This window comes from Oxalobacteraceae bacterium OTU3CAMAD1 (assembly GCA_024123915.1).
In the GTDB taxonomy this organism is placed as follows: domain Bacteria; phylum Pseudomonadota; class Gammaproteobacteria; order Burkholderiales; family Burkholderiaceae_D; genus Rugamonas.
The window spans coordinates 3,419,913-3,440,385 of sequence record CP099650.1 but is presented as its reverse complement, the minus strand read 5'-3'; the positions used below and the strand labels follow the sequence as shown (position 1 = coordinate 3,440,385).

Sequence of the window (20,473 nt, the reverse complement as noted above, 5' to 3'; positions counted from 1 at the left end):
TGAACGACAGCCTGATGACGATGATCGTCCAGGTGCAAAGCGGCGCGCGGGCGATCGGCCAGGCATCGGCCGAGATCGCGGAAGGCAATCTGGACCTGTCGACCCGCACCGAGCAGCAGGCCGCCTCGCTGGAGGAAACCGCCTCGTCGATGGAGCAACTGACGGCCACCGTCAAACAAAATGCCGAGCACGCGGTGCAGGCCAACAAACTGGCCGTGTCGGCGTCGGCGGTCGCGGTGCGCGGCGGCAGCGACGTCGAGCAGGTGGTCGGCACCATGGCGTCGATCAACGACAGCTCGAAGAAGATCGCGGAGATCATCGGCGTCATCGACGGCATTGCGTTCCAGACCAACATCCTGGCCCTGAACGCGGCGGTGGAGGCGGCGCGTGCCGGCGAGCAAGGCCGTGGCTTCGCCGTGGTCGCCTCGGAAGTGCGCAACCTGGCCCAGCGCAGCGCGGCGGCGGCCAAGGAGATCAAGAGCCTGATCGACGACTCGGTCGACAAGGTCGTGCGCGGCACGCAGCTGGCCGACCAGGCGCGCCTGACAATGGACGAGGTGGTGGGCAGCGTGCAACGGGTAACCGGACTGATCGGAGAAATCGCCGACGCCAGCGCCGAGCAGACCGCCGGCCTGGAGCAGGTCAATCAGGCGATCGCGGCGATGGATCAGGCGACCCAGCAAAACGCCGCGCTGGTCGAACAGGCGGCGGCGGCCGCGTCGTCGATGCGCGATGAAACAGGCAAGCTCAACGAGGCGATCGGCGCCTTTGCCGTCAACGACGGCGCGTACCGCGACACGCAGCAGTCGTTCGGTGCCGCCGACGCACTGAAAACGCACGGTACCGCCGGCATGGCCGGCAGTGCGGAGATCCTGGACCGCGAGGACACGCCGCCCCTGCCGGCCAGCGCCGGCCGCGAACGGCTCAAGCCGGCATTGCCGTCGCCGGACAAACGCAAGGGCGTGCCACGCCGCCCGACCGCCAGCGCCGGCGCCGCCACCGGCGTTAAAGCGGACGCCGACGCGCCCGCCAAGGCACGCCCGACCGGCCGCGCCGGCGCCACGAGCGGGCTGGGCAAAGCGTCCGGCAAGCTCAGCAATGAAGTCGAATGGGAAGAGTTTTAACGGCGAGTGCGAGGCGTGTTCCTACAGTCCCCCAAGACGCACTCCGATAGTAAGTGCCTAAGCGAAAACGCATCATTGCTCTACCAGAAACGCGCACGGTGTCCACCGGTTTCCGACAAGCACGGCGCGCTTTTGGCGAGTACGTTCTTTCACTTTCGCAAAGGAATTAAAATGAACTCGAATCAAAAAGGCGGCGGCAGCAAGCAAGGCTCCAACCAAGGCAGCAGCAAGCAATCGGGCGACAAAGGTTCGTCCAGCGGCTCGCGCTCCGGCACCCAGGGCGGCACCCATGAGCAACATGTGGAAGCCGGCCGGCAAAGCCACAAAAATGACGGCAACAAGCAGTCGGGCAACAAAAACCGCTAACTGATTGGCGGCGCTGTATTACCCCGCAACGCCAAGCGGGTCGTACCCAACGGGCACGACCCCTAAGCGCAGCAGCCAGCGTTTTCGCATCAGCGCTGCGGGGTTGATTTTCTAAATATTGGCCACGCGCTGTCCGCGCGGCGGCACGAAGTCCTTCACCGCATTGACCATCCCCACCGCCACGCCCTCGGCCGCCGTCAGGTGCAGGTCGGAATACGCATGCGTCCGCCAGTGCTCCTCGGTCAGCTGCACATGCTCGCGCAGGATCTGCTCGGTGCGGGCGTCGTCGGCCTGCAAGCCTTCGACGATGATGCGCAGCGCATCCGGCCGGGCGCCGTGCGGCGCGCTGGCGTGCGATTTGTGCACCATGAAGCGGGCTGTGTCGCTGGCATAACGCTCCTCGCCCGACAGGAACAGGATCACCGCGATCGACGCCACCGCGCCGGCGTTGTAGGTGACGATCTTGATCGGCAGCTTGCTCAGGTAGTTGTACAGGCAGATGCCGTCGCTGACATAGCCGCCGTTGGACTGGATCAGGATGTGGGCGGTGGTGATGCGGTCCTCCGTCATATCGGCAACGGCGTCGAAGACACGGCGCACCATGTCACTGTTGACGTCGCCTGACAGGGTGAACCACGCGTGGCCCTCGTAGGAATTTGGATCTTGGCTCATGGCTGGGCTCTCGAATAAGTGTCATTTATTCTAGCAAATAGTTGTTTATATATGGTTTTTATTGTGTTCCATTCGTGCGCGCCCCCGCGCCTCGCCCCGTCCCGCCTTGCCCGCAAGATTGACATTCAGGCCCTTCTGACATATATTCCCGAGTCTTGATCGGGAGAGGGTTGCGGGCCAATTGGCCAACGCGGCCGCCGAAGGGGCACTACCCAAAAACTCTCAGGCAAAAGGACCGATCAAGGGACCAACGCGGCCGCCGTTTGATTTTTTATCACGGTGGGATGCCAACTGGTCCAACTCTGGAGAGCGGTCGCGGCACACGCCGGCGGCCCACCGAAGGGGCGCACGGGAATCGAGTTCGACTCCGGTCGATTCGCCCGTAATCTCTCAGGTACCAAGGACAGAGGGGTCTGCGATCATTGCGGAAACAGCTTTTTAGCCGTTCCTTGTATGTTCTGTTAACCCCTTTTCGATTTGGACCGAGGAATCATGACGCTCAAAGCCACCCCACTCAATAACGCACACCGCGCCGCCGGCGCCAAGATGGTCGATTTCGGCGGTTGGGACATGCCCGTCAACTACGGCTCGCAGATCGAAGAACACAACGCCGTGCGCACCGACGTCGGCATGTTCGACGTCGCCCACATGTGCGTGGTCGACATCAAGGGCGCCAACGTGCGCGCCTTCCTGCGCGGCCTGCTGGCCAACAACGTCGACAAGCTGCAGGTGTCGGGCAAGGCGCTGTACTCGTGCATGCTCAACCCGCAAGGCTTCGTTATCGACGACTTGATCGTCTACTTCATCGACGAGAGCTGGTTCCGCCTGGTCGTCAACGCCGGCACCGCCGAAAAAGACGTGGCGTGGATGCAGGCGCAGAACACCGCCACCAACAGCGGCGTGACGATCACCCAGCGCAGGGATGGTGACAACGCCATGGCGCTGATCGCCCTGCAGGGCCCGAACGCGCGCGCCAAGGTGTGGGAAGTCATTCCAGAATCGAAGGCCGGCACCGCCGAGATGAAACCGTTCAACGTCGCCTTCGCGCACAGCGCCGCCTTCGGCGAGGCGATGATCGCCCGCACCGGCTACACCGGCGAAGACGGCTTCGAGATCGGCGTCGCCGCCGACCAGGCCGAGAAGCTGTGGAATGCGCTGGCCGCCGCCGGCGTCAAGCCGGCCGGCCTGGGCGCGCGCGACACGCTGCGCCTGGAAGCCGGCATGAACCTGTACGGCCAGGACATGGACGAAACCGTCAACCCGCTCGACGCCGGCCTGGCCTGGACCATCGACCTGGTGTCCGAGCGCGATTTCATCGGCAAGGCTGCCTTGCAGGCGATGGGCCAGAACGCGCAATTCGTCGGCTTGATCCTGCGCGAAAAAGGCGGCGTGCTGCGCGCCCACCAGAAAGTCATCGTGGCCGGCACCGACGCCGCCGGCGAGATCACCAGCGGCACCTTCAGCCCGACCATGCAGCAGGCCATCGCGCTGGCGCGCGTGCCCAACGGCGTGGCCGTCGGCGACACCGTGCACGTCGAGATCCGCGACAAGAAACTGGCCGCCTCGGTGGTCAAGCTGCCTTTCGTCCGCAACGGTAAAATCCTCGCTGTTTAAATGATTTAGTATCCTTAGTTCGTACCTCGACCCCTATCCCTCTGGAGCCTTACATGAATATTCCTGCAGACCTGAAGTACACCGAATCCCACGAATGGGTACGCGCTGAGTCTGACGGCACCGTCACCGTCGGCATCACCGAGTACGCGCAGGATGCGCTGGGCGATATCGTCTTCGTCGAACTGCCGAAGGTCGGCAAGAGCTACACCGCCGGCGACGACGCCGCCGTGGTGGAATCGGTCAAGGCGGCCAGCGACATCTACGCCCCGGTGTCGGGCGAAGTCATCGCCGTCAACGAAGACGTGGCCAGCGCCCCGGAATCGATCAACACCGACGCCTACGCCGCCTGGCTGTTCAAGATCAAGCCGGCCGACGCCAGCGCCATCGACGGCCTGCTGGACGCAGCCGCCTACGGCAAGACCACCGAAGCGTAATTCTTTAAAGACCGGCATTGCGCCGGCCTTTGCCTTAACCCGCAGAGCCAGGCGGGGTCGGACCCCACCGGGTCCGACCCCAGGTTTGGCTTGGGGTTACCCTCTTATTTGGCCCTGACAAATCATGACCCGCTCCAGCCTGACCCAACTCGAAGCCCGCGACGCTTTCATCGCACGCCATATCGGCCCTGACGCCGCAGAACAGGAAGCCATGCTGGCGGTCCTCGGCTACGCCTCGCGCGCCGCCCTGATCGACACCATCGTCCCTGCCAACATCCGCAACAAGGCCACCCTGCCGCTGGGCGCGTACACGCAGCCGATGCCGGAGCAGGAAGCGCTGAACAAGCTGAAAAAAATCGCCGGCAAGAACAAGGTCCTGAAGTCCATGATCGGCCAGGGCTACTACAACACGCTGACCCCGGGCGTGGTGCTGCGTAACATCTTCGAAAACCCGGCCTGGTACACCGCGTACACGCCGTATCAGCCGGAGATCTCGCAAGGCCGCCTGGAAGCGATCCTGAACTTCCAGCAAACCGTCACCGACCTGACCGGCATGGGCATCGCCAACGCCTCGATGCTCGACGAAGGCACCGCGGCCGCCGAAGCGATGACGTTGATCCAGCGCGTGGGCAAGTCCAAGTCGAACGTGTTCTACGTCGCCGACGACGTGCTGCCGCAAACGCGCGAAGTGGTCGAGACCCGCGCCAAGCCGTTGGGCATCGAAGTCAAGAGCTTCCACCCGGCTGAATTGTCCGGCATCGGCGAAGCCTTCGGCGTGCTGCTGCAGTACCCCGGCGTCAACGGCGTGGTGCGCGACTACAAGGCCGACGTCGAGGCGGTCAAGGCCAAGGGTGCAATGATTGTCGTCGCCGCCGACCTGCTGGCACTGACCATGCTCACGCCACCGGGCGAATGGGGCGCGGACGTCGTCGTCGGCAACAGCCAGCGCTTCGGCGTACCGCTGGGCTTCGGCGGCCCGCACGCCGGTTACCTGTCGACCCGCGACGAATTCAAACGCAGCATGTCCGGCCGCCTGGTCGGCGTCACCATCGACGCACAAGGCAACAAGGCCTACCGCCTGGCGCTGCAAACCCGCGAGCAGCACATCCGCCGCGAAAAAGCCACCTCCAACATCTGCACCGCGCAGGTGCTGCTGGCGGTGATGGCGTCGATGTACGCCGTCTACCACGGTCCTAAAGGCTTGCTGCAGATCGCCCAGCGCGTGCACCGCTACACCGGCGTGCTGGCGGCCAACCTGAAGACGCTCGGCTACACCGTCACCAACGATACCTTCTTCGACACGCTGACCGTCGCCGTCGCCAACGCCGAACAGCTGCACGCGTCGGCCCACTCGCACGGCGTCAACCTGCGCGTGATCGACGCCTCGCACGTCGGCGTCTCGCTCGACGAGACCACCACGCGCGAAGACATCGCGCTGCTGTGGACCGTGTTCGCGCATCCGGTAGGCGGCCCGGCCCACGGCCCGGCCTTCGACGCCGTCGAAGCGGCGGTCGCCGAATCGTTCCCGGCATCGCTGGCGCGTTCGAGCGAGTACCTGACGCACCCGGTCTTCAACCGCTACCACTCCGAAACCGAGATGCTGCGCTACCTGCGCAGCCTGGCGGACAAGGACCTGGCGCTGGACCGCACCATGATCCCGCTGGGTTCGTGCACCATGAAGCTGAACGCCACCAGCGAGATGATCCCGGTCACCTGGCCCGAGTTCTCCAATATCCACCCGTTCGCGCCGGACAGCCAGACCATCGGCTACCGCGAAATGATCGCGCAACTGGAAGAGATGCTGTGCGCGGTGACCGGCTACGCCGCCATCTCGCTGCAGCCGAACGCCGGCTCGCAGGGCGAGTACGCCGGTCTGCTGGTGATCCAGGCCTACCACCAGTCGCGTGGCGAAGGCCATCGCAACATCTGCCTGATTCCATCGTCGGCGCACGGCACCAACCCGGCATCGGCCAACATGGTCGGCATGCAGGTGGTGGTCACCGCCTGCGACGCCAACGGCAACGTCGACCTGGCCGATTTGAAAGCCAAGGCCGAACTGCACTCGAAGAACCTGGCCGCCGTCATGGTGACCTACCCTTCGACCCACGGCGTGTTCGAGGAAGGCATCCAGGAACTGTGCGAGATCATCCACTCGCACGGCGGCCAGGTCTACATCGACGGCGCCAACATGAACGCGCTGGTCGGCGTGGCCGCGCCGGGCGCCTTCGGCGGCGACGTCTCGCACCTGAACCTGCACAAGACCTTCTGCATTCCGCACGGCGGCGGCGGTCCCGGCGTCGGCCCGATCGGCGTCGGCGCGCACCTGGCCAAGTTCCTGCCGAACCAGCGTTCGAACGGCTATATCCGCGACAACGCCGGCATCGGTGCGGTCAGCGCCGCGCCATACGGCTCGGCCAGCATCCTGCCGATTTCGTGGATGTACATCGCGATGATGGGCGCCGAAGGCCTGACCGCCGCGACCGAAACCGCGATCCTGAGCGCCAACTACATCGCGCGCCGCCTGTCGCCGCACTACCCGGTGCTGTACTCGGGCCACGACGGCCTGGTGGCGCACGAGTGCATCATCGACCTGCGCCAGCTGCAGGACGCCACCGGCATCAGCAACGAGGACGTCGCCAAGCGCCTGATGGACTTCGGCTTCCACGCGCCGACCATGAGCTTCCCGGTGCCCGGCACCTTGATGATCGAGCCGACCGAGAGCGAATCGAAGGCCGAGATGGACCGCTTCATCGACGCCATGATCGCCATCCGTGGCGAGATCGCCAAAGTGGAAAGCGGCGAATTCGACAAGCTGGATAATCCGTTGAAGTTCGCGCCGCACACCGCCGAGGTGCTGACCGCCGACAAGTGGGAGCACAAGTACAGCCGCGAAGTGGCGGCCTACCCTGTGCCGTCGCTGCGCAAGCAGAAGTACTGGCCGCCGGTTGGCCGCGCCGACAACGTCTACGGCGACCGTAACCTGTTCTGCGGCTGCGCGCCGATGAGCGACTACGAGTAACTTGTAGGGCGGATTAGCGCGTAGCGCGTAATCGGCCAGGAGCCGTCGGCGGCGCCTGCATGGCGGATTACGCTTCGCTAATCCGCCCAACGTGTTTCAGAACTTATCATCGGCCAAAGCGCGTGGGAAGCGATAAAACACGTAGGGCGGATTAGCGCGTAGCGCGTAATCCGCCACGAGCCGCCGACAGCCTACGAGTGCGCTCAAGTCCTAATCGATGCCAGCCGCAGGCGCACTACCCGCGGCGAGCCCGGTTGCTGGGGGACGTTTGGCTCCTGTCCTTCTTCCAGCTTGAACATCGCCACCGCCTCCGACAGATTGAGCGCCTGCCGCTGCAACCCGGTGGACGCCGCTGCGGCCTGGCGCACCAGCGCCAGATTCTGCTGCGTCACCTGGTCCATCTCCAGGATCGCCATGTGCGCGCCCTGCAGTCCCTCGGCCTGTTCGGCGCTGGCCGCGCTGATCTGGCCGATGATGTCGCCCACCTGCTGCACCGAGGCGACGATTTCCGCCATGCTGTCGCCGGCCTCCTCGACCGAGCGCGCGCCGCCCTCGATCTCGGCCACCGACTCGGCGATCAAGGCCTTGATCTCGTGCGCAGCCGTCGCCGAGCGCTGCGCCAGGGTCAGCACCTCGCTGGCCACCTGGGCGAACGCTTCGCCCTGGGCGCCGGCCCGCGCCGCCTCCACCGCCGCGTTCAGCGCCACCAGATTGGTCTGGAACGCCAGCCCGTCGATGACGCCGACGATGTCGACCACCTTGCGCGAGCTGCCGCGTATCGACGCCATCGTCACCACCAGGCGCTGCACCACGCTGCCGCCGCGCACCGCGAAGTTGGTGGCGCAGCGCACCAGTTGATTGGCCAGTTGGGCGTTGTTCGCCGTCTGCGCGACCGTGGAGCTGAGCTCACGCATCGCGCCGCTGGTCTCCCCCAGCGAGCTGGCCTGCCTTTCGGCGCGCTGGGTCAGATCGACGCTGCCTTGGACCACGGAGCGCGAGGCGGAGTCCATCGACTCGGCGGACGCCAGGATCGTCTTGAGCGTGGTGTTCAGGTTGCGGATGCTGGTGTCGAGCGCACGCGAGGTCTCGGAGATTTCGTCCCTGCCGTAGACGCGGTTCTTGACCGTCAGGTTGCCCTCGGCCAGATCGATCGCCGCCGCGCCGATCTCGCGCACCTCCCTCAGCAACGCGTTACGCACCGCCATCGTGACCAATAGCGACAAGATAATTGATATCGCTACCATGATCGGCATCCAGACCGACACGCTGGTGAACTCCGCCTCCGCCTCCGTGAAGGCGCGTTCGCTGAGCGACTGTTCGAGCTTGGACAGCTCCTCGAGCCGCTGCGACACCACGTCGAACGCCCGCTCGGCCTTGAACATGGCGTTGGCGGCCATCGAATGATCGGCCATTCCCAGCTCGATCACGTCGGCGATGGCCTTCACATACTGCGCGTGCGCGGCCTGCGATTGCACCACGAAGCGGCGCTCGGCGGGACTCGATTGGGTCACCATTTCCAGCTGCGCGAACTGGCGGTCCAGCGCCGCGTGGCGGGTGTGGATGTCGCGCACCAGCGCGTCGATGCGCGGCGGCGCGAAGCTGGCGTTGATCCAGGTGAGCAGCTGGTAGATTTCGGTATGCGCGCGGTTGGCGCCGGCCACCAGGTCGGCGGTCGCCTTCAGGCGCACCGCGCGCTGCTGCACCATGTTCTCAAGCGAGGCGTTTTGCCGCACCATGCCAAGGTAGGCCCCGGCCGACAGGCAAATCAGCAGGATCAGCACCACACCGGGCGCCAACAACAGTTTTGGACCTATACGAAGTTTGCTGAGCATGACATTGACCGGTCAGTGTTTGTAGATGCCGGCTTCCAGCGCCACGTCGTCCACCCGCAGCACGTAGGTGCTCTTGGGCGCGACCTTGCCGGTTGCGGGATTACGGAATTTGTAGTCGACCCACCCTTTGCCGCTGCCTTTGGCCACGGCCACCATCTCGTGGCGGAAGGCCTTGCCGTCGGCGTCCGGCACGTCGAGGAAATCCTTGCCGATCAACGCCGTGGTGGGATGGGCGATGGTGATGCCGCGCATGTCGCGCATCGCCAGATAGAGCGCGCCCTGGTTGAACAGCGGGTCCTTGCGGTTGATGCGGGCGATCATCTCCGCTTTGCCGTAGGTTTTGATGAACAGCGCGCCCTTCTCGGCCAGTGCGACGGCATCCTTCTCGCCGGGCTCGGCGTTGGCAGCGACGTTGACCGATAGACAGCTTAGCAATGTGACGATTCCGAATATGGCGCGCATGATTTTCCCCCGCAGGTAACATGCTGTAATCTACGCCTCGTACCCCCACGCAATCTTGCGTTGTCTCAACTTGGCGCCAGCCCTACCAATAAACAACAGCCACAAGGAACGGAACCAAGCACGCATGATGAAATCCACTACCAAGGCGGCCCTGGTGTCGGCGCTGATCTTTCCCGGCCTCGGCCATCTGGTGTTGAAACGGCCGCTGCGCGGCTGCCTGTTCATCGTGCCGGCGCTGCTGGCGATCGGCTTCCTGCTGCGCACCACGCTCGAATTGGCCTACAAACTTGTCGACGAGATTAACAGCGGCAAGCTGGCCATCGATCCGTTCGAGATCATCGCGCGCATCCACGCCTCCGGCGTTGACAATCCGGCCACCAACGCCGCCTCGCTGGTGATCCTGTTGTGCTGGATCGGATCGGTTGCCGACGCTTACTGGCTGGGACGTCGCGGACAGGCGTAGAATCGAACGGCGCTCCCGCGCTCCGAGGTCCAATCCATCACAGAAAGGATACGCCATGAGACAGCAGCCGCTTCCCCGCCCCTACCCGAAAATCCGCTTGGTCCTGCCGATATTGCTGCTGGCCGCCAGCGCCGTGACGGCGACCGCGCTGGCGCAATCGTCGGCCATCCGCCGCACGGTGATTCAAAAAGGCGAGGTCTCGGTGCCGGGGCGCGAGGCCGTCGTCGCCCGCGTGGAGCTGGACAAGGGCGCGACGGCCGGACGCCACTCGCACCCGGGCGATGAAATCGGCTATGTACTGGAGGGCGAAGCGGATTTGATCGTCGACGGCGAAGACCCGCGCCGCATCAAGGCCGGCGAGTCGTACATCATCCCGGCCGGCACCGTCCACGACGCCGTCAACGCCGGCCCGGGCACGCTCAAGCTGGTGGGCGTGTTCGTGGTCGACAAGGGCAAGCCGCTGGCGACCGCCGCCAAGTAGCGCCCGCATACACACAGTCGCTTGTGATCGCGCTTATTTTTCTTCCGGCGGCTTGTCTTCGTTCTTGAACGCGCCGCGAATATTCGTGGCGACCAGGCACAGCTGAAGCGCGATCAACGCGTAGGCCTCGTCATGCAAGCCCCACACCACCCACAGCACATTGCTGGCGAGAAAACACCAGAACCCTACCTTGCGTCGGGTGTGTTGGGTGGACGCGACCAGCCACGCGGCGAGCACCGTCACCGCCATCGCAGGCCACTGCAAGAAATCGATCCAATCGGGCATGCTCACAGCATATGGGTTCGTCGCCCCACCCTATGTGCGCTGGTTCACCGCCGCAGCGATTTGACTCGGCAGCAGCGCGCCATGCCAGTGGCGCGCTGCATATAATGCAATGAAATCGCAAGAAAAATCGTACGGGAGAAAAGCATGTTCGACATGGAATTGCCGTGGTGGGAATTCGTCTTGCGCGCAAGTATCGTGTATATCGCGTTGCTGGTCATGATGCGTTTTTCCGGCAAGCGCACGGTGGGCCAGTTCACGCCGTTCGACCTGCTGGTCGTCATGCTGCTAAGCGAGGCGGTATCGTCCTCGCTGTCCGGCGGCGACGACTCGGTACCCGGCGCCCTGATCCTGGCGCTGACCTTGATCGTGCTGAATGTAGTGATCGCGGTTGCCACCTCGCGCAGCGAGAAAATCGCCGCCATCATCGACGGCGAAGCGGTGCTGCTGGGGCGTGACGGCAAGGTGTTCGAGGACGCCATGCGGCGCAACCACGTGGCCAGGGGCGACGTCGACCAGGCGCTGCGCGAGGCCAACTGCTCGCAGGATAAAATGAAATGCATATTCCTGGAGGCGAACGGCCAGATCACCGTCCTCCACGACGAGTAGCCAAACAAAACACAAGGAGATCCATGCGCATCGCCACCTTCAACGTCAACGGCATCGGCAGCCGCCTGCCCGCCCTGCTCCAATGGCTGCACGAAACGCAGCCGGACGCCGTCTGCCTGCAGGAGCTCAAAGCGCCGCAGGAAAAATTCCCCGAGGCGGCGATCAACGAAGCCGGCTACCAGGCCATCTGGCACGGCCAGAAAAGCTGGAACGGCGTCGCCATCCTGGCGCGCGGCGTGGCGCCGATCGAAGTCGGGCGCGGCCTGCCGGGCGATCCGGACGACGAACAAAGCCGCTACATCGAAGCGGTCGTCAACGGCGTGCTGATCGCCGGGCTGTATCTCCCTAACGGCAATCCGGCGCCCGGGCCCAAATTCGACTACAAGCTCAAATGGTTCGAGCGGCTGATCACGCACTCGGCGCGCCTGCTCGACAGCGGCACGCCGACGGTGATCGCGGGCGACTTCAACGTCATGCCCACCGAACTCGATGTCTACAAGCCGGAGCGCTGGGGCGACGACGCGCTGTTCCGGCCCGAGGTCCGCGAAGCCTTCCACCGGCTGCTGGCGCAGGGCTGGACCGACGCGCTGCGCACCATGCATCCGGGCGAGACGATCTACACGTTCTGGGACTACTTCCGCAACGCCTACGGACGCAATGCCGGGCTGCGCATCGACCACCTGCTGCTCAGCCCCGACCTGGCGCCGTCGCTGAAGGCGGCGGACGTCGACCGCGACGTGCGCGGGCGCGAAAAACCCAGCGACCACGCGCCGGTGTGGATCGAGCTCGATATCGACGGAGGCAAGTGATGGAGCGCGAACAAAAATGGCCTGACCAAATCTGGCTGGTGCGCCACGGCCAAAGTGCCGGCAACGTCGCGCGCGACGCCGCCGAAGCGGCGTCGCAGTTCTTGATCGACATCGCCGAGCGTGACGTCGACGTGCCGCTGTCGCAGTTGGGCGAACGCCAGGCGCAGGCGCTGGGCGGCTGGTTCCGCGCGCTCGGACCGGACGGCCAACCGACGGTGGTGCTGTTCTCGCCATACATCCGCGCGCGCGCCACGGCCAGCGCAGTGCTCGATCAGTTGGGCCGCGAGAACCTGAGCACCGTGGTCGCCGACGAGCGCCTGCGCGAAAAGGAGTTCGGCATCCTCGACCGCCTCACGCCGCTGGGCATCCGCGACAAATACCCGGACCTGGCCGAGCAGCGCCAGCACGTGGGAAAATTCTATTTCCGTCCACCCGGCGGCGAAAGCTGGTGCGACGTCATCCTGCGCCTGCGCAGCACGCTCGACACCATCAGCCGCGAATACCGGGGCGAGCGGGTGCTGATCGTCGCGCACCAGGTGATCGTCAACTGCTTCCGTTACCTGCTCGAGCGGCTCGACGAGGAAGGCATCCTGGCGATCGACCGCATGGGCGACGTGCCCAATTGCGGCATCACCGAATACCGCTTCGACCCCAAGGCCGGCAAGCACGGCAAGCTGGCGCTGGTGCAGGCCAACTTCGTCGCGCCGCTGGAAGACACCGGCACGCCGGTCACCCACCAGCCGGACATGCCGGCCGCCCCCAAATCATGAGCATCGAGATTACCATTACGGCGGGTTCGTTGCGGGACTGGAAGCTGCCCATGCCGGGCGCGGACGCCGACAAGGAGGTGCGCGGCCATGTGCTGATCGTCGCCGGCTCGCGCGAGATGCCGGGGGCGTTGTTGTTGGCGGCGACCGCCGCGCTGCGGGCGGGCGCGGGCAAGCTGACCATCGCCACGGCGGCCAGCGTGGCGCCGCAGCTCGGCGTGGCGCTGCCGGAGGCGCGTGTGATCGGCTTGGGCGAGACGCCGGATGGCGGCCTGGTGGCCGATGGATGCGCGAGTCTGTTCAAGGCATGCGAGCGCGCCAGCGCCGTATTGATCGGTCCGGGCATGCAGGACGAGGCGGCCAGCGCGCTGCTGGTGCGGGCGTTGCTGCCGCATTGCGCGCACGCGCCGCTGATATTGGATGCCGGCGCCATGTGCCTGGTGCGCGACGGCTTCCGCTTCGATAGCCCGGTGCTGCTGACGCCCCACGCGGGCGAGCTGGCCGGGCTGACGGGGGAGAGTAAAGAGGATATCGCGGCGGCGCCCGAGGTGGCGGCGCAGGCGGCGGCAGGCAATTGGCGCGCGGTGGTGGCGCTGAAAGGCGCGGTGACGACGATCGTCGACCCTGCGGGCAAGCGCTGGCGCCATGAGGGCGGCAATACCGGGCTGGCGATTTCGGGGTCGGGCGATGTGCTGGCCGGCTTGATCGCGGGGCTGGCGGCGCGTGGCGCGGCGCTGGAGCAGGCGGCGGCTTGGGGCGTGGCCTTGCACGCGATGGCCGGCGAGCAGCTGTCGCTGCGGCATGGGCCGCTGGGGTATCTGGCGCGCGAGATCAGCGGCGAGGTGCCCGCGCTATTGCGGGCCCTCGCGGCGCATTGAACCGCCGGCCAGCGCCCACAGCGTGACCTCGGATACACGTAGGGCGGATTAGGCGGAACGCCGTAATCGGCCATGCATGAGTCGCCAACGGAGCACACATGGCCGATTACGCTGCGCTAATCCGCCCTACGTGTCTCCGTGGTGCGCCAGTGCCGTGGGGCGATCTGCCGGCGTTAAACCAGCTTGGCCGAGTGCTCGCGCGTGGCGTGGAACTTCAGCTTCGGCCAGCGCTCCTCGGTCAACCGCAAATTGACGTTGGACGTGGCCAGGTATGCCATGTTGCCGGCGGCGTCGTAGGCGACGTTGTGGCCCAGCGCGTTCTCGAAGTCGGCCAGCGCCTTCTTGTCGTCGCTGGAAATCCAGCGCGCGCTGCTGATGCTGGTGCCTTCGAACACGGCGTCGACGCCGTACTCGTTCAACAGCCGGCTCGCCACCACCTCGAACTGCAGCACGCCGACCGCGCCCAGTACCAGCTCGCCGCCCTGCACCGGCTTGAAGACCTGCACCGCGCCCTCCTCGCCCAGCTGCTGCAGACCCTTGTGCAGCTGCTTGATCTTGAGCGGATTGCGAATCCGCACCGAACGGAAGAAGTCCGGCGCGAAGTACGGAATCCCCGTGAAGGTCAGCAACTCGCCCTCGGAGAACGAGTCGCCGATCTGCATGTTGCCGTGGTTCGGCAGGCCGATGATGTCGCCGGCGTACGCCTCCTCCACCTGCTCGCGCGACGACGCCATGAACGTCACCACCGACGAGACCTTGATCTCGCGCCCCAGGCGTAAATGCTTGACCTTCATGCCGCGCTCGAAACGTCCCGAGCACACGCGCAGGAAGGCGATGCGGTCGCGGTGCGCCGGGTCCATATTGGCCTGGATCTTGAAGACGAAACCGGTAAACGGCTGCTCCTTCGGATCGACCGAACGCACCGTGGCGTCGCGCTCGCGCGGCGCCGGGGCCCAGTCGACCAGCGCCGACAGAATCTCGCGCACGCCGAAGTTGTTGATCGCGGAGCCGAAGAACACCGGCGTCTGCACGCCCGACAGGAACTGCTCCAGGTCGAACGGATGCGAGGCGCCGTTGACCAGCTCCACTTCCATGCGCAACTGGTCCATCTCCAGCGGGAACATCTCCTGCAGGCGTGGATTGTCGATGCCCTTGATGATCTCGAAGGCGCCGTCGGCCTTTTCCTCGCCGGCCTTGAACAGCATGATCTCATCGTTCAGCAGGTGGTACACGCCGCGGAAGTTCTTGCCCATGCCGATAGGCCAGGTCACCGGCGCGCACTGGATCTTCAACACCGATTCCAGCTCGTCGAGCAGTTCCAGCGGATCGCGCGTCTCGCGGTCCATCTTGTTCATGAAGGTGACGATCGGCGTGTTGCGCATGCGGCAGACGGCCAGCAGCTTGATGGTCTGCGCCTCCACGCCCTTGGCGGCGTCGATCACCATCAGCGCCGAGTCGACCGCCGTCAGCACGCGGTAGGTGTCTTCCGAGAAGTCCTGGTGGCCAGGGGTGTCGAGCAGATTGACCACGTGGTCGCGGAATTCGAACTGCATCACCGACGAGGCGACCGAAATGCCGCGCTGCTTCTCGATCTCCATCCAGTCCGAGGTCGCGTGGCGGCCCGATTTACGGGCCTTGACGGTGCCGGCCATCTGGATCGCGCCCGAGAACAGCAGCAGCTTTTCGGTCAGCGTGGTTTTACCCGCATCCGGGTGGGAAATGATGCCGAAGGTGCGGCGGCGCTGCACTTCGCGCGCGATCAGCGCAGGCGTTTTGGCGCTGGCCGCCGGGGCCGCGTCGTCGTTATTTTCGGGTATTGCGGTTTCGATATCGTTGACCATTTGTTCGCGATCTAAGGCGGTTCTGCAAAACCCTCGATTTTACCGGCACTTGGCTCTGCCGTGTGAATTGTTTCACGGGGCGGCGGGCCTCCGTCAAGCCCCCCAGCCCCGCTTCGGCGGACGATCACTCGCCCCGGACGCGGCGCCAGCCCACCCGGTGCGCCTCGGCGGCGGCGTCCTCGACGCCGTCGTTGACGACTTTGCGGCCGTCGGCCAGGGTGCTGATCAGTTTCAGCTGGCCGCTCGGCAGGCGCACGATGATGAAGCCGACCGCCGCCGACGTGCTCGACAAGGTGACGCCGGCCGGGTGGGTGCCGATTGCGTGGCCGTTGCAGACGTTGACCTGATAGAGGTTGCTCGAACCGCCCACCGAGCACGACGACGAGGACGTCGGCAGGTTGGTCACCACGTTGGCCACGCCGCTGACGATCTGCGGGTCCAGGTTCATGCGCTCGCCCGGCACCAGCGACCAGTCGAAGAACCAGCCGTCCTTTTGCGACAGATCGACCGGATTGGTGGTGATCGCATAACTGTTGGTGTTGCTGCCCGATCCGAGCAGGCTGAGGGTTTGCTGCACCATCGTCGAGCCGCGCAGGTTGCTGATCGGCACGCCGCTGTCCTTGAGCAGGTACAGGCTCTGGATGGCGGTGCTGGAGGTGTCCGGGAGGTCGAGCAGGCGCCCGGTGCCGTACAGCACCACCCGCACGCCCTGCACGCTGGTGGAGGTCACGCCGCCGGTGGTGGTGGTCACCGGCACGCCGCACATGGTCACGTCGGGACGGGTGGTGATCGGCTTGTTGACGCCGGCGTCGCCCATCTTGATCACCGACACCGCGCCGCTGTCGGCCGTCAGGTCGAAGCGCCACATCTGGCCCTGGTTGTCGCCGCCATAGATATAGGTGGCGCGCGGGTCGGAGCTCGGATCGTCGGAAATGGCGGTGATCTTGGCCAGCCCCGACGGGGTGGCGGCGTCGCCGGAATTGGTGCCGACCTTTTTCAGCAGCTGGCCGGTGTAGGCGTCCAGAATGTACAGGTAACCCTTGCCGTCGCCGCCGCCGACGCCGTCGGTGCCGGTGATGTTGTTATAGCCGGAGGTGACGAACACCACCCACCGGCCGTCGGCCAGGGTGCCGAACTGCGGGTTGCCGAAGGTCAGCCCCATATCGGGGTCGTTGAGCGCGCACACGGCCGGATCGGCGCAGAACTCCCACAACTGCTTGGGCGCGCTGCCGGTGTCGGTGATGTCGAGCGCGTAGTAGCCCCTGCCGCCGCCATTCAGGCCGGCCACCAGGATGGTCTTCCACTGCTTGCCGGCGGGCGTGTCCACCTTGACGTCGGCCACCTCGGGCGAGCCGTCGGTGGTGTACTGGTGGTTGGTGCCGTAGGTGGTGCTGGCCTGCAGGTGCAGCTTTTTCATCGTGATGCGCGGCACGTAGGCCCATGTCTCCTCGCCGGTGGCGGCGTTAAACGCATGCAGCATGCCGTCGTTGGCCGCCGCGTAGACGGTGCCGCCGCGGTACGACAGGCTGTCGGGACTGCCGTACTTGTCCTTGAAGGCGTCGTAGTCGGCGTCCGGGTACTCGCCCAGCGGCGCGCGCACGAAGGCCGGCTTGGCCGAGGCGATGTCGCCCAGCACGAGCGGAATCGGCCCGGTGGCGCCGGCCGGCGTGTGGGTGGTCAGCGTGTAGGCGCGGAACAGGTTGTCGTCGGCGTGCTGTTGCTGGCCGCGCAGCCAGTTGACCAGGTTGTCGCCGTCGTTAACGATGGCCCTGTCGGCCGCCGACAGCAAGGTGCACTGCGACAGCGCCGCGCATTTGTTGCTGAACCATCCGGCGGCGATGCCGCTCATATTGGAGAAGCGGAAATCGATCAGGTCGCCGCCGGCCGCGCCGGTCGGATTCATCATGTAGATGCGGCGCGTGTCCGTGGCGCCGGCCACGCGCTTGCCCAGCGTGTCGCTGGTGGTCCAGTTCGGCGTCTGGCTGACGCTGCCGTTGGTGACGTCGATTTTCTGGTCGGACAGCTCGCTGTACCACTTCACCGTGGTGAAGGTGGCGGAGAAGATATCGTTGTCGGTGCGGGTGATGTTGGGCGTCGAGGTGGCGGCGGCGGCGGCCGAGCCGGTGCGCACCTGCATGTTCGACAGCGCCTCGCTCAGGCCGCTGATCACGTCCCGGGGCTCCTGTGCGCTGAAATACTTGCCGTGGCCGTTGATGGCCGCGTGCCACAGGTCGTCGACCCGCTCCTGCACCGTGCTGGCGGTGCTGGCGGTGGCAGGATCGGGCCAGACGTAGGCGCCGTTGCTGTTCCACGGACAGCCGCTGGTGGCGCCGGTGATCAGGTTGTAGAAGTCGCCCCCGGTCCTGGGCGCGGTGTCGTAGTTGCGCTCGTAGGTCATGACGCCGTCCACGCCCAGGCCCAAAGTGTAGGTGCTCATGTGCAGGTGCGTGTTCTCGCCGCTGCGCGCCGGCACCGAGCCGGGACGCGTCATGTCCGGCTCCAGCGCCGGGCGCAGCGACACGGTGGTGGTGCTCGAGCCGCCGTTGTACCAGTGCAGCGCCACGTCGGCGATCGACGGCTGCGCCTGGGCCCGGCCGTCGACGCAGCCGCGCGCCTGGGTGCAGAAGCGCGCCGGGTTCTCCAGGTTGTCGTTGTTGGCGACGTTGTTGGTGGTGCTGCCGTTCCAGTAGCCGTCGGTGGTCAGCACCAGGAAGTTTTGCTGGCACGGATACTGCACCACCTCCAGCCCCGCGCCGTAGTTGTAGGGCGCCAGGTTGCCGAACATGCGCCCGACGTTGTCCATCGCGGTGCGGATCGGCGTCGAGCCGGAGGTGGTCGTGGTGTACAGGTTGTTGTACCACGTGGTGCGGGCGGTGCCGGTGAAGTCGGCCGGCTTCTGGTCGATCGCCTGCCCGGCGCCGGCGCTCGACAACCTGACGTAGCCGACCTTGTAGTTGCCGGTGATCGGCGCGAAGGCCAGCCCGACCGAGGTCTTCATCATTTGCAGGCGGCTCTTGTAGTACACATACCAGTTGGCGAAGTTGGTCATCTCCTCGTCGTAGGTGCAGCTGGTGGCGCCGGCGCAATCGACGCGGTCGACGCCCTTCGGATAGGTCTGGCCGCTGACGATGTTGACGCGCACGAAGGGATTGGGCGCGCTCGATCCGGCCGAGATGGCGGCGGTCGAGACGGGAATGCCGTCGTTGACGGCTGCCTGGTAGCCGTCGGTGGCGCCGCGCGTCCAGCTCACGCCGCCCTGGTTGTCCATCGTGAAGTTGCTGATCGCGGCGGCGTTCGACGTCGCGCCGTAGTCCAGCAGGCACACGTTGGTGTTGCCGCCGGGACACAAGGTACTGCCGCCCAAATAGGCGCGGATGGTGCCGGTCACGCCGATGCGCCCGGTCAGCGCGCTGGCCACGTACGCGGCGCTGCGGTTGCGGCCCAGGTTGAAGTAACTTGGATTGCTGCCGCTGCTGCCGCCGATCAGGGTCGTCCCGCCCAGCGACAGGTTGCGGATGATGGCGTCCTGGCTGTTGGAGGTATTGCCGGAGCTGTTGAAGGTGATCACCGACTTGGCCGGCACCAGCGCGCTCACCACCACCTGCGGCGCGGTCACGGACAGGCCCCAGCCGGCGCGGCTGCCGTCGCTGACGACGACGCAGCCGGCCACCGTTTTCGGCGTGGCGGAACAGGTCACCGGCACCACGGCCACGATGTTGTCGGCCGCCAGGGTGATGCCGAACACGCTGCAGGCGGGCACGTTCGACTGGCTGGTGGGCGTGCGCACGCAGGCATACATCTGCTTCTGCGTGGGGTTGGCGGTGGCGATGATGTTGGCCGCCAGCGCGCTGGCCACCGTCTGCTGCTTGGTGGCCGTGTTGGTGCCGGCGGCGGCGGTGATGGTGGCGTTGGTCAGGTTGGTCTGGACGCCGCCGGCGTCGGTCAGGGTGACGGCGGTGATGGTCATCGAGGTCGCCGTGGCCGAGGCGCCGATGGCGATGGTGCCGTAGGCGGCCACCGCGCCGGCCGGCGCCGAATAGCTGGGATAGATGAAGGTGCCGACCCGCTTGCCCTGGCATTGCGTCAACAGCCGGTCGCTGCACCAGCGCACCTTGACCGGCACCGGATAGCCGGCCGGCGCGGTCGCCCCCACGGCCGTCGACTGGCACACCTTCATCGTCTCGTCGGTGCAGAACTGGCCGACGCCGATGGTGTAGTAATACGGGCCGGTGGTGACCGCGCTGGCGGTCTGGAAGGTGGCGTCCGGATAGGTGTAGCTGGACGTGTTGGCACGGCAGGTGCCGCCGGAACACCAGCGCAGGTCCGGGAAGCCGGTCACCAGGTTGATGTCGGCGGTGACGGCGTTGCCGGCCAAGTCGCGCTTGCTGGCGGCGAAGCCGTCGCCGCTGACGACGGTCCAGCCGCTGGTGGTGGCGCGGTTCTGCTCGGCGTAGAAGCTGCCGTCGGCCCTGACCGGCACCAGGTAGCGTATCGCCGGATTGTAGTACTGCTTGTTGAAGTCCGGGCTCATGAACGGCGGATGGCCGACCGCGCACACGGTGGTGCCGGCCTGCAGCGAGGCGCCGCTGCGGCACAGGCTGTCGTTGACGTAGTCCGGCGTGTAGGTCTGCTCCATCGAGCCGGAGTTATCGAACAGCAGCATCAAGTTGGGCTTGACGGTGCCGGTGCCGGTGATGTTGAGCAGCGGCACTTGGGCGATCTGGGTGGCGGCGGCGCCGGCCGACGATGGCGCCAAGGCCATGGCCAGGGCCAATGCCAAGGACAAGACTAAGGCGGGCGGAAAGATGTGTTTGTTCATG

General features: G+C 65.7%; 16 protein-coding genes, 1 pseudogene and 2 riboswitches. Of the genes and pseudogenes, 11 read left to right on the top strand and 6 right to left on the bottom strand.

Going from position 1 to position 20,473, the window contains the following annotated elements; all coding sequences use genetic code 11:
* Window positions 1–8: 8 nt before the first annotated feature.
* Window positions 9–971 (top strand): annotated as a pseudogene (locus tag NHH88_14965) (methyl-accepting chemotaxis protein).
* Window positions 972–1,295: 324 nt separating this feature from the next.
* Window positions 1,296–1,490: a hypothetical protein gene (locus NHH88_14960; protein ID USX17016.1), complete on the top strand. Its 195-nt coding sequence runs from the start codon at window positions 1,296–1,298 to the stop codon at window positions 1,488–1,490.
* 111 nt (window positions 1,491–1,601) lie between these two features.
* On the opposite strand, the gene NHH88_14955 is transcribed toward NHH88_14960, so the two are convergent.
* Window positions 1,602–2,162: an ATP-dependent Clp protease proteolytic subunit gene (locus NHH88_14955; GenBank protein USX17015.1), complete on the bottom strand. Its 561-nt coding sequence runs from the start codon at window positions 2,160–2,162 to the stop codon at window positions 1,602–1,604.
* Between the two features lie 150 nt (window positions 2,163–2,312).
* Window positions 2,313–2,410: riboswitch (glycine riboswitch) on the top strand.
* A gap of 44 nt (window positions 2,411–2,454) precedes the next feature.
* Window positions 2,455–2,579, top strand: a riboswitch (glycine riboswitch).
* Window positions 2,580–2,654: 75 nt separating this feature from the next.
* Here NHH88_14955 and gcvT point away from each other — a divergent pair.
* From gcvT to gcvP, 3 genes are all read left to right on the top strand, one after another.
* Window positions 2,655–3,776, top strand: coding sequence for a glycine cleavage system aminomethyltransferase GcvT (gene gcvT, locus NHH88_14950; protein ID USX17014.1), 1,122 nt, complete (start codon window positions 2,655–2,657; stop codon window positions 3,774–3,776).
* Between the two features lie 53 nt (window positions 3,777–3,829).
* Window positions 3,830–4,210: a glycine cleavage system protein GcvH gene (gcvH, locus tag NHH88_14945; protein ID USX17013.1), complete on the top strand. Its 381-nt coding sequence runs from the start codon at window positions 3,830–3,832 to the stop codon at window positions 4,208–4,210.
* Window positions 4,211–4,334: 124 nt separating this feature from the next.
* On the top strand, window positions 4,335–7,229 hold the full coding sequence (gene gcvP / locus NHH88_14940) for an aminomethyl-transferring glycine dehydrogenase (protein ID USX17012.1): 2,895 nt from the start codon (window positions 4,335–4,337) through the stop codon (window positions 7,227–7,229).
* 203 nt (window positions 7,230–7,432) lie between these two features.
* On the opposite strand, the gene NHH88_14935 is transcribed toward gcvP, so the two are convergent.
* Window positions 7,433–9,061, bottom strand: a complete 1,629-nt coding sequence (locus NHH88_14935; protein ID USX17011.1) for a methyl-accepting chemotaxis protein — start codon at window positions 9,059–9,061, stop codon at window positions 7,433–7,435.
* A gap of 12 nt (window positions 9,062–9,073) precedes the next feature.
* On the bottom strand, window positions 9,074–9,523 hold the full coding sequence (locus NHH88_14930) for a cache domain-containing protein (protein ID USX17010.1): 450 nt from the start codon (window positions 9,521–9,523) through the stop codon (window positions 9,074–9,076).
* A 124-nt stretch (window positions 9,524–9,647) separates the two neighbouring features.
* Here NHH88_14930 and NHH88_14925 point away from each other — a divergent pair, with 124 nt between their 5' ends.
* Window positions 9,648–9,986 carry a hypothetical protein gene (locus NHH88_14925; protein USX17009.1) on the top strand — a complete coding sequence of 113 codons (339 nt, stop codon included), beginning with the start codon at window positions 9,648–9,650 and terminating at the stop codon, window positions 9,984–9,986.
* A gap of 55 nt (window positions 9,987–10,041) precedes the next feature.
* Entirely contained in the window at window positions 10,042–10,467 is a 426-nt protein-coding gene (locus NHH88_14920) for a cupin domain-containing protein (GenBank protein ID USX17008.1), read from the top strand.
* A 33-nt stretch (window positions 10,468–10,500) separates the two neighbouring features.
* On the opposite strand, the gene NHH88_14915 is transcribed toward NHH88_14920, so the two are convergent.
* The gene (locus NHH88_14915; protein ID USX17007.1) at window positions 10,501–10,752 is read right to left on the bottom strand and encodes a hypothetical protein; all 252 of its coding nucleotides are present in this window, start codon (window positions 10,750–10,752) and stop codon (window positions 10,501–10,503) included.
* A 144-nt stretch (window positions 10,753–10,896) separates the two neighbouring features.
* Between NHH88_14915 and NHH88_14910 the strand changes: the two genes are divergently transcribed.
* The 4 genes from NHH88_14910 to NHH88_14895 are packed head-to-tail and all read left to right on the top strand — an operon-like array spanning window position 10,897 to window position 13,812.
* The gene (locus NHH88_14910) at window positions 10,897–11,358 is read left to right on the top strand and encodes a DUF421 domain-containing protein (GenBank protein USX17006.1); all 462 of its coding nucleotides are present in this window, start codon (window positions 10,897–10,899) and stop codon (window positions 11,356–11,358) included.
* A 23-nt stretch (window positions 11,359–11,381) separates the two neighbouring features.
* On the top strand, window positions 11,382–12,167 hold the full coding sequence (gene xth / locus NHH88_14905) for an exodeoxyribonuclease III (GenBank protein ID USX17005.1): 786 nt from the start codon (window positions 11,382–11,384) through the stop codon (window positions 12,165–12,167).
* Entirely contained in the window at window positions 12,167–12,937 is a 771-nt protein-coding gene (locus tag NHH88_14900; protein ID USX17004.1) for a histidine phosphatase family protein, read from the top strand. The genes xth and NHH88_14900 overlap by 1 nt, the downstream gene beginning before the upstream one ends.
* Window positions 12,934–13,812 (top strand): NAD(P)H-hydrate dehydratase, encoded by an 879-nt coding sequence (locus NHH88_14895; protein ID USX17003.1) that lies wholly within the window; start codon window positions 12,934–12,936, stop codon window positions 13,810–13,812. The genes NHH88_14900 and NHH88_14895 overlap by 4 nt, the downstream gene beginning before the upstream one ends.
* Window positions 13,813–13,985: 173 nt before the next feature.
* Here the strand turns inward: NHH88_14895 and NHH88_14890 are convergent, their stop codons facing one another.
* The gene (locus NHH88_14890; GenBank protein USX17002.1) at window positions 13,986–15,653 is read right to left on the bottom strand and encodes a peptide chain release factor 3; all 1,668 of its coding nucleotides are present in this window, start codon (window positions 15,651–15,653) and stop codon (window positions 13,986–13,988) included.
* Window positions 15,654–15,777: 124 nt separating this feature from the next.
* Window positions 15,778–20,472 (bottom strand): PilC/PilY family type IV pilus protein, encoded by a 4,695-nt coding sequence (locus NHH88_14885; protein USX17001.1) that lies wholly within the window; start codon window positions 20,470–20,472, stop codon window positions 15,778–15,780.
* Window position 20,473: the final 1 nt, after the last annotated feature.

Bases quoted from the DNA above. Each gene is read 5' to 3' on its own strand.
- NHH88_14960 (USX17016.1), top strand. From the start codon at position 1,296: ATGAACTCGAATCAAAAAGGCGGCGGCAGCAAGCAAGGCTCCAACCAA.
- NHH88_14955 (USX17015.1), bottom strand. From the start codon at position 2,162: ATGAGCCAAGATCCAAATTCCTACGAGGGCCACGCGTGGTTCACCCTG.
- gcvT (USX17014.1), top strand. From the start codon at position 2,655: ATGACGCTCAAAGCCACCCCACTCAATAACGCACACCGCGCCGCCGGC.
- gcvH (USX17013.1), top strand. From the start codon at position 3,830: ATGAATATTCCTGCAGACCTGAAGTACACCGAATCCCACGAATGGGTA.
- gcvP (USX17012.1), top strand. From the start codon at position 4,335: ATGACCCGCTCCAGCCTGACCCAACTCGAAGCCCGCGACGCTTTCATC.
- NHH88_14935 (USX17011.1), bottom strand. From the start codon at position 9,061: ATGCTCAGCAAACTTCGTATAGGTCCAAAACTGTTGTTGGCGCCCGGT.
- NHH88_14930 (USX17010.1), bottom strand. From the start codon at position 9,523: ATGCGCGCCATATTCGGAATCGTCACATTGCTAAGCTGTCTATCGGTC.
- NHH88_14925 (USX17009.1), top strand. From the start codon at position 9,648: ATGATGAAATCCACTACCAAGGCGGCCCTGGTGTCGGCGCTGATCTTT.
- NHH88_14920 (USX17008.1), top strand. From the start codon at position 10,042: ATGAGACAGCAGCCGCTTCCCCGCCCCTACCCGAAAATCCGCTTGGTC.
- NHH88_14915 (USX17007.1), bottom strand. From the start codon at position 10,752: ATGCCCGATTGGATCGATTTCTTGCAGTGGCCTGCGATGGCGGTGACG.
- NHH88_14910 (USX17006.1), top strand. From the start codon at position 10,897: ATGTTCGACATGGAATTGCCGTGGTGGGAATTCGTCTTGCGCGCAAGT.
- xth (USX17005.1), top strand. From the start codon at position 11,382: ATGCGCATCGCCACCTTCAACGTCAACGGCATCGGCAGCCGCCTGCCC.
- NHH88_14900 (USX17004.1), top strand. From the start codon at position 12,167: ATGGAGCGCGAACAAAAATGGCCTGACCAAATCTGGCTGGTGCGCCAC.
- NHH88_14895 (USX17003.1), top strand. From the start codon at position 12,934: ATGAGCATCGAGATTACCATTACGGCGGGTTCGTTGCGGGACTGGAAG.
- NHH88_14890 (USX17002.1), bottom strand. From the start codon at position 15,653: ATGGTCAACGATATCGAAACCGCAATACCCGAAAATAACGACGACGCG.
- NHH88_14885 (USX17001.1), bottom strand. From the start codon at position 20,472: ATGAACAAACACATCTTTCCGCCCGCCTTAGTCTTGTCCTTGGCATTG.